Raw genomic sequence first — 1281 nt, 5'->3', positions numbered from 1 at the left:
CGTGATGGCGCGGGTATCTGGACCATCTGCCGCGGTGCCATCCTGGTGGATGCAAACCTGTCGTTCCGGGCATGAAGTTGTCGAAGGAAAAATGCGACCGGGTTAACGCCATTGAGCGTGATAAGGCGCTGGCATGGGTGGAGAAAAACATCAGAGTGCCATTGAGCGAACCCCAGAAAGCGGGGATCGCGTCATTCTGTCCGTACAACATTGGTCCCGGTAAGTGTTTCCCGTCGACGTTTTATAAACGAATTAATGCAGGTGATCGCAGGGGAGCGTGTGAGGCGATTCGCTGGTGGATTAAGGACGGTGGCAGAGACTGCCGTATTCGTTCAAACAACTGCTACGGTCAGGTATCCCGTCGTGACCAGGAGAGCGCGCTGGCGTGCTGGGGTATCGACAGATAAGCAGAATATTTTGCTGAAAAATGCGGTTTGCTTACACGGACGGATAACACGAAATCCTGCGAACTGACAAAAACTAAGTGAATAAAAGTAAAAACCCCGTTTGTTGGCTGCAAGCGGGGTTTTGTGTTTCCTGACTCTGGAAAAGTCAAAGGAGAAAGTGTGTTTGATTTTAGCAAACTGATTCGGGAGATTCGAGTGATGGCTGAAAAATTATCCACCTGGAAGTTCATTCTTATCTGGCTGGTGTTTGTGATTATGGCCTCCGGTTATTTCATCGGTCAGATACGCTGGTGGTGAAATGAACCGCGTACTGTGCGTGGTCATCATTGCCCTGCTGGTGGCCTGTGGTGCGCTTAGTCTGGGGCTGAATCATTACCGTGATAACGCCATAACCTACAAAGAGCAGCGCGATAAAAAAGTCAGTGAGCTGGAGCAGGCAAATGCAACCATTACTGATATGCAGCAGCGCCAGCGTGATGTTGCTGCACTTGATGCCAGATACTCGAGGGAATTAGCCGATGCGAGAGCTGAAAATGAAACTCTGCGCGCTGACGTTGCCGCTGGTCGTAAGCGCCTGCGGATCAACGCCACCTGCCCCGGTACCGTGCGTGAAGCCCCCACCACCTCCGGCGTGGATAATGCAACCGGCCCCCGACTGGCAGACACCGCTGAACGGGATTATTTCACTCTCAGAGAGCGGTTGATGCTGATGCAGAAGCAGCTGGAAGTGGCGCAGGAATATATCCGCACTCAGTGCCTGAAATAAGTTTTGCTGATGCGCGGTATTGTCGCCGTATCCCCGCATTAACAGAGACCGCAGCCCGACCGGGAGACTCCTCTGCGCGAGTGTGCGGGGATAATCAAAAACGATACA

General features: G+C 52.5%; 2 protein-coding genes and 1 pseudogene. All 3 read left to right on the top strand.

Annotated features, from left to right (window positions below; all coding sequences use genetic code 11):
• A pseudogene (locus BGK49_RS15030) lies at positions 1–407 on the top strand (lysozyme); the annotation flags it as partial.
• Positions 408–566: 159 nt separating this feature from the next.
• Entirely contained in the window at positions 567–704 is a 138-nt protein-coding gene (locus BGK49_RS30505) for a hypothetical protein (RefSeq protein WP_000459345.1), read from the top strand.
• Position 705: 1 nt separating this feature from the next.
• Positions 706–1173: a lysis protein gene (locus tag BGK49_RS30500; RefSeq protein ID WP_001082562.1), complete on the top strand. Its 468-nt coding sequence runs from the start codon at positions 706–708 to the stop codon at positions 1171–1173.
• Positions 1174–1281 lie beyond the last annotated feature (108 nt).

Origin of the sequence: Shigella sp. FC1544 (assembly GCF_001722145.1) — a bacterium.
Classification (GTDB): Bacteria; Pseudomonadota; Gammaproteobacteria; order Enterobacterales; family Enterobacteriaceae; genus Escherichia; species Escherichia coli.
This window is presented reverse-complemented; position numbering and strand designations above follow the sequence as displayed.